General features: G+C 73.6%; 5 protein-coding genes, 2 tRNA genes and 1 pseudogene. 3 read left to right on the forward strand and 5 right to left on the reverse strand.

Annotated elements, in window-relative coordinates:
- The first annotated feature begins 110 nt into the window (after positions 1–110).
- The 3 genes from AOJ26_RS43600 (at position 111) to AOJ26_RS28010 (ending at position 993) form a co-directional block, all read left to right on the forward strand.
- Positions 111–209, forward strand: a tRNA-OTHER gene (locus AOJ26_RS43600).
- A gap of 24 nt (positions 210–233) precedes the next feature.
- Positions 234–305: transfer RNA gene (locus tag AOJ26_RS28005), tRNA-Cys, on the forward strand.
- Positions 306–405: 100 nt separating this feature from the next.
- On the forward strand, positions 406–993 hold the full coding sequence (locus tag AOJ26_RS28010) for an FABP family protein (protein WP_053851148.1): 588 nt from the start codon (positions 406–408) through the stop codon (positions 991–993).
- On the opposite strand, the gene AOJ26_RS28015 is transcribed toward AOJ26_RS28010, so the two are convergent.
- The 5 genes and pseudogenes from AOJ26_RS28015 to AOJ26_RS28030 all read right to left on the reverse strand — a co-directional run.
- A complete protein-coding gene (locus tag AOJ26_RS28015; protein WP_053851146.1) occupies positions 948–2,105 on the reverse strand; it encodes an SUKH-4 family immunity protein in 1,158 nt (385 codons plus the stop codon). The two genes, AOJ26_RS28010 and AOJ26_RS28015, sit on opposite strands and share 46 nt — an antisense overlap.
- 132 nt (positions 2,106–2,237) lie before the next feature.
- Positions 2,238–2,686, reverse strand: a pseudogene (locus AOJ26_RS28020) (phosphotransferase).
- Complete coding sequence (locus AOJ26_RS44975; protein WP_256979496.1) at positions 2,686–2,814, reverse strand: hypothetical protein; 129 nt, start codon at positions 2,812–2,814, stop codon at positions 2,686–2,688. The pseudogene AOJ26_RS28020 and the gene AOJ26_RS44975 overlap by 1 nt, the downstream one beginning before the upstream one ends.
- Positions 2,811–5,120: a xanthine dehydrogenase family protein molybdopterin-binding subunit gene (locus AOJ26_RS28025; protein ID WP_053851147.1), complete on the reverse strand. Its 2,310-nt coding sequence runs from the start codon at positions 5,118–5,120 to the stop codon at positions 2,811–2,813. The genes AOJ26_RS44975 and AOJ26_RS28025 overlap by 4 nt, the downstream gene beginning before the upstream one ends.
- A partial coding sequence (locus tag AOJ26_RS28030; RefSeq protein ID WP_199828880.1) for a (2Fe-2S)-binding protein occupies positions 5,117–5,993 on the reverse strand: 877 nt, incomplete at its 5' end. The genes AOJ26_RS28025 and AOJ26_RS28030, both read right to left, overlap by 4 nt.

The raw sequence follows: 5,993 nt of genomic DNA on the forward strand, positions 1-5,993 counted from the left end.
CTGCGGCCCCGCCCTCGTTCATGAACGGCGTATGGCGGTCCCGTTGCAGCCCCCACGACTCCCTTGAACCACCCCCCACGGCCCCCTACGGTCAAGTCACCGGTTCATCCCGGCCGTGTGCCCGAGTGGTTCAGGGACTCGCCTGCGCTGCATCCATCAGCGAGCTCCGCTCGCGGGGAGTTACGCGGGTCCGATCCCCGCCACGGCAGGAAGACACGACGGGACCCGGTGACGGCCGTGTGCCCGAGTGGTTCAGGGACTCGCCTGCAAAGCGAGTTACGCGGGTTCGATTCCCGCCACGGCCTCTGTGGAGAGGGGACGGCATCTCGTTCGAGGTGCCGTCCCTTTCCCGTGGGGCGTCCTACGCTTGCGGCGGTTGTGGTCGTGAGTGAGGAGGACGCGGGCGTGGTCGACAGTGGGGCGGAGCCGCCCTTTCCCGATTCCCTGGGGGCGGAGCGGGCGCCTGACCCGCACGCGCTGCTCGGGCCCGTGCTCGGGTTTCTCGGCGTGTGGCGCGGTCGGGGGCGGGGCGGGTATCCGACGCTCGACGGTGACTTCGGGTACGCGCAGGAGGTCCGGTTCAGTCACGACGGGCGGCCCTTCCTCCGGTACGAGGCCCGGGCCTGGCTGCTCGACGACAACGGGGCGCCCTTGCGGCCCGCGGCCCGGGAGAGCGGGTGGTGGCGGTTGCAGCCGGACGGCCGGGTGGAGGCGCTGGTCACCCAGCCCACCGGCATCACCGAGATCCTGGTCGGGCACGCCCAGGGGGGCACGGTCGATCTCGCCACGCACTCCGTGGCGCTCACCCCCACCGCCAAGGACGTGACCGCCACCCGTCGCCGCTACACCCTCGCCGACGCCGGCACCCTCGACTTCGTGCACGATCTCGCAGCCGTCGGGCAGCCCTTGCAGCACCACCTCTCGGCGACGCTGCGGCGTGCGGCCGGTCAGAGCACCCCGCCCACCTCGTCCTGGAACAGCTCCGTCCAGTAGTGCCAGTCCGCGTCCGTCGTCGTGCCCGTGGGGTCGATCGTGGACAGGGCGCGGATCATCGTCTTGGCGACCTGGACGTACAGCGTGTTCGTCAGTTCGTGGGCGAGCGACTCGTCTATCCGGCGCTCCCGGTGCAGGAGCCAGAGGGTGAAGGCGAGGGTGGAGATGTCGGTGTTGAGGGGGTGGAGCGTGCCCTCGCGCTCGCTCCAGTTCAGGACCGCGCCCGTCTCGCCGTCGACGACCAGGGTGTTGTCCTCGATCAGGTGGCCGAGGACGATCAGGTGGCCGGCGCGCGGCGGGAGGGCGACCAGGTGCTCGGCCCGGTGCTCCGCGAGGGTGGGGAGCGGGGCGTCCGGGTCGGTGTGGAAGAGGACGCCGTCCTCGGGCAGGCCCGTCTCCGCGAGGAAGCGGCGGGTCGGGGCGTGCGTGAGCGTGGACGGGAAGTCGATGTCCTCGAAGCGGGCGACCCGGTTCCGGCCGAACTCATGGTCCAGGAGGCGCGGCGGGAGGTCCAGGGCCAGGCCGGAGTCCGTGCCCGGGCCCGCCACCAGGGCCAGCGGGCGGATCAGTGCCGCGATCTTCCAGAACGTCGGCACGTCGCCGCCCGTGCCCTCCTCGAACACCGTCAGCAGTTGGCGCGTCGCGTCCTCCACCGCCGTGGGGCCGAAGCGGCCGGCGTAGGCGGCGAACTGGCCGCGCACCTCCGTCAGTTCGTCCGTCGCCGTCGCGAAGCGGACCAGGGTGGGGAGCGACGGGGCCAGCGGGGTGCGGTCCATCAGGTCGGGGCGGGCGTGGAAGAACGCCGTCGTGGAGACCTCGCCGGTGACTCCGTCGAGCAGGACCGACTCCGTCTCCCTGCCGTGCAGGTCCGTGAGCCCGCCGATCACCAACTGGTCGCGCAGCTCCTCGCTGAGCCGTCCGGCCGGGTCGGAGGTGGAGTCCGCGACCGTGCGCAGGCCCTGACTGCGCAGCTCCTCGAAGGTGAACAGGTCGCTGTCGGCGGGCAGTCCGGGGCCGCTGAGCCAGCGGCGGGTCGACGCATGCGAGATGTACGGCTGCAGTTCGTCCTCGGTCAGTCTGATCGCCGCTACGGCGGCATCGGTCGTGCTCATGGCTCCCCCGTGTGCTTCGTACGCAGTCCCCTGGCCGGGCACGGCACGGCGAACCCGTCGGGCCTGCGCTCGTCCCCCACTGCTCGAAACACTACGCGCCGCCACTGACAACGCCCCCGTACCAAGGAGACGTCAGAGCACCCTGACGCGTTCCCGTCCCGCGAGAATCGCCTCCACCGTCTGCGCGGGGGTGTCCAGCCACAGGCCGATCGGCGGTGCCGAGGTCCGCAGCGCCTCGTCCAGCGCCGCCAGGACCACCACGTACAGCGGCCGGGTGCGGACCAGCCCGACGTACGCCGGGAGGGCCCCGCCCAGCACCACGTCCTGTACGACCGCCGTGCATCCGGCTTCCGCGTACGCGTCCGCCGCCGCCGCCGCCGACAGCCGCTACCGCAGGCCGAGTCGGGCGGCAGCCTCCTCGGAGGCCCCGGGTGCGTACTCCTCGCGTCCGGTCACGATCATCCGCCGGAACACGTCAGCGCGGACATGCGCCGCCCGCGGCAACCGCTCCGCCGGCGCCTGCGCGACCGTCGACTCCCCTGCCCCATCACCCCGGTGACCAGCAGCACGACCCCGCGCATCACGCGAAGTACACGCCGCCCACCACGACGACGGTCGCCGCCACCACGAACAGCAGGATCCACAGCGCCAACTTGCCGAGGCCGGGCGGCGGTTCGTACTCGCGGGGCTCCTGCCCGGGCGTGCTCACCGGTCCGTCACCACCGCGGCCTGCGGGCGGATCGGCAGCCGGTTGACGGGCCGGCCGGTCGCGGCCCGTACGGCGGAGGCGACGGCCGCCGGTGACGTGACCACGGGCACCGCGCTGGCCGCCTTCGCGCCGAACGGGGCGACCACGTCCCGCTCCTCCACGAGCTTGACGATCCGGATGTCCGGCGCGTCCAGGGCCGTCGGCAGGGCGTATCCCGTGAGGTCCGGGTGGCGGATCAGGCCGCGCGCGCTGCGCAGGTTCTCCGTCAGCGCTATGCCGACGCCCTGGGTGACGCCCGCCTCGATACGGGCCTCCAGCTGGGCGGGGTTGAGGATCCGGCCCACGTCCTGGGCGAGCGCCAGCTCGACCACGCGGACCGAGCCGAGTTCGATGTCGACGTCGACGACCGCGCGGATCGCGCAGAACGCCATACCGACGAAGGCGTCGCCCTGGCCCGTCTCGTCGAGGGGTTCCGTCGGGTGCGGACGGCACTGGGCGGTGGCCCACAGTTCCTTGCCGTCCATGGCCTCGGTGACGGTCGTCGACAGGACGCCGTCGTAGGAGGTGATCTTGCCGTCGGTGATCTGGAGGAGTTCGGTGGACATGCCGAACTTGTGCGCCAGGGGCTGAAGGAGCTGGGTGCGGACCATCTTGGCCGCCCGTTCCACCGCGCCGCCGGAGACCCAGGTGTGACGGCCACGCGCGCCCGCGCCCGCGGGAGGCTGGTCGGTGTCGACGGGGGCCACGTGGACCTCGTCGATGCCGAGCGTCTCCTGGACGATCTGACGGGCCAGCGTGGTGAATCCCTGGCCGGTCTCGACGGCCGCGCAGAGCACCGTGGCGACGCCGTCCTGGACCCGTACGGTCGCCGTGGAGACCTCGTCCGCGCCCTCGGCGCCCAGCATGTGCACCATGCCCAGGCCGTAGCCGACGCCCCGGCGGATCGCGCCCGGTTCGCCCGCGCCCTCGGGTCCGCCGGGCAGCAGCCACTCGTCCTCGGGGGTGTCCTTGGGCAGCGCCGGGAGCGGGAAGTCCCGTACGGCTTGCAGCAGTTCGGCGACCGGGGCCGGGCAGGTCACCGTCTGGCCGGTGGGGAGCACGTCCCCCGTCGCCAGTACGTTCCGCAGGCGCAGTTCCGCCGGGTCGACACCCAGCTTCTTGGCGAGCTTGTCCATCTGCGCCTCGTAGGCGGCGCACACCTGCATCGCGCCCTCGCCGCGCACATGGCCGGAGGGCGGGTTGTTGGTGCGCACGGCCCAGCCCTCGATGAAGGCGTTCGGCACGACGTACGGCCCGCAGGCGAAGCCCACGGCGGCGGCCAGGGCCTCGGAGGAGGTGTCGGCGTAGGCGCCCGCGTCGAGCAGGATCTGCGCCTCGACCTTGACCAGCTTGCCCTCGGCGTCGGCGTGGTGGCGGTACCGCAGCAGCGTCGGGTGGCGGTGCACGTGGCCGAGGAAGGACTCCTCGCGGGTGGCCGTCAGCTTCACCGGGCAGCCGGTCTTGAGCGCGAGCAGGCCGAGCGGGAGCTGGAAGCCCTGGTCCTCGCGGTCGGCGGTGGCGCCGGGGACTCCGGTGACGACGACCTTGACGCGCTCGGGTTCGAGGCCGTAGCAGGCGGCGGCCGTGTCGCGGTCGGTGTGCGGGTCGGTGGAGGCGAGGTACAGCTCCACACCGCCGTCGGGGCGGGGCACCGCGAGGCCGGCCTCGGCGCCGATGGGTGCGGGGTCCTGGCGGCCGATGCGGTACTGGCCCTCGACGACGATCTCGCCGGTCACCGAGGGGTCGCCGTGCTGGAGCGGGATGTGCCGGACCAGGTTGCCGTCGGGGTGCAGGGGCTCGGCCTCGAAGGCCTGCTCCGGGTCGGTGACCGGGTCGAGGATCTCGTACTCGACGATGACGGCGGCCGCGGCCATGCGCGCGGTGTCGGGGTGGTCGGCGGCGACGGCCGCGATGGGCTCGCCGTGGTGGCGTACCACCTCGGAGGCGAACACCGGGCGGTCGGCCCGGCCGCGGCCGTGCACCGGTCTGCCGGGCACGTCCTCGTGGGTGACGACCGCGCGGACCCCGGGCATCTCGCGCGCGTGGGTGGTGTCGATGGACACGATGCGCGCGTGCGCGTGCGGGGAGCGCAGGACGGCCGCCCACAGCAGGCCCTCGGCCCACAGGTCGGCCGCGTAGGGGAAGGTGCCCTCGGTCTTGGCGCGCGCGTCGGCGGCCGGCAGGGAGACGCCGATGCCGTGCGGAATCGGCTCGGGCGCGGGTGCTGCCTCCGCGGCGGTGGTCGCGGTGGCGGCTTCGTTGCTCACGCCTGGCCTCCGTCCTGTCCCTGTCCGTACGCCTGCTCATGCGGCCCGGAGGCGTTCGGGAACCCCGGGGAGTCGAACGCCGACGGGTGGACGCCGCCGGCGCCGGGACCCGCCTGGTGCGGAATACGTGCCTCGTCGCCGTCCGTCTCAGCGTCGGCCGCCGCGTGGGCCTCGCGTTCGGCGACGACCTCCTTGACGGCGTCGACGACACCCCGGTAGCCGGAGCAGCGGCAGAGGTTGCCGCACAGCGCCTGGCGGGTCTCCAGCTCGGTGGGGGCGGGGTTGCCCTCCAGCAGGTCGTGCACGGTCATCGCCATGCCGGGCACGCAGAAGCCGCACTGCACGGCCCCGCACCGGGCGAGGGCGCGCTGCACGTCCGACGGCTGTCCGTCCTCGGCGAGGCCCTCGACGGTACGGACCTCACTGCCGGCGGCGGTCACGGCGGGCACCAGGCAGGAGGCGACGAGCCGTCCGTCGACCTGGACGTTGCACGCCCCGCACTCGCCCTGCGAGCAGCCGTCCTTGGCGCCGGCGAGTCCGAGCCGCTCGCGCAGGACGTAGAGCAGCGACTCGCCGATCCAGGCGTCGGTGACGGGGCGGTCGACGCCGTTGACGCGCAGGACGTAGGCGGCCAGGGGGTGTTCCTCGCCGGGGAGCGCGGTGGCCTGGTCACCGGTGTCTTCTCCGGGGCCGACGGCGTGCTCCTCGGTGGCTTCCGGCGCCGGTTCGTCGTCGGCCGCCGCAGGGGCGTGCTCGGCGCCCGGCCCGTCGGGGCCGTCAGCGGCTTCCACGGCCTCTTCGGCGGCCTCGGGGGCCCCGGGGGCCACCGGTGCCTCGCCGGGGCCGGAAGGGGGCTGTGAGGCGGCTGCGGAG

The sequence above is a fragment of the Streptomyces sp. NRRL B-24085 genome, from assembly GCF_001282115.1.
Lineage (GTDB): Bacteria > Actinomycetota > Actinomycetes > Streptomycetales > Streptomycetaceae > Streptomyces.

Excerpts from the sequence above, each read along its gene's own strand:
- AOJ26_RS28015 (WP_053851146.1), bottom strand. The coding sequence starts at position 2,105 with ATGAGCACGACCGATGCCGCCGTAGCGGCGATCAGACTGACCGAGGAC.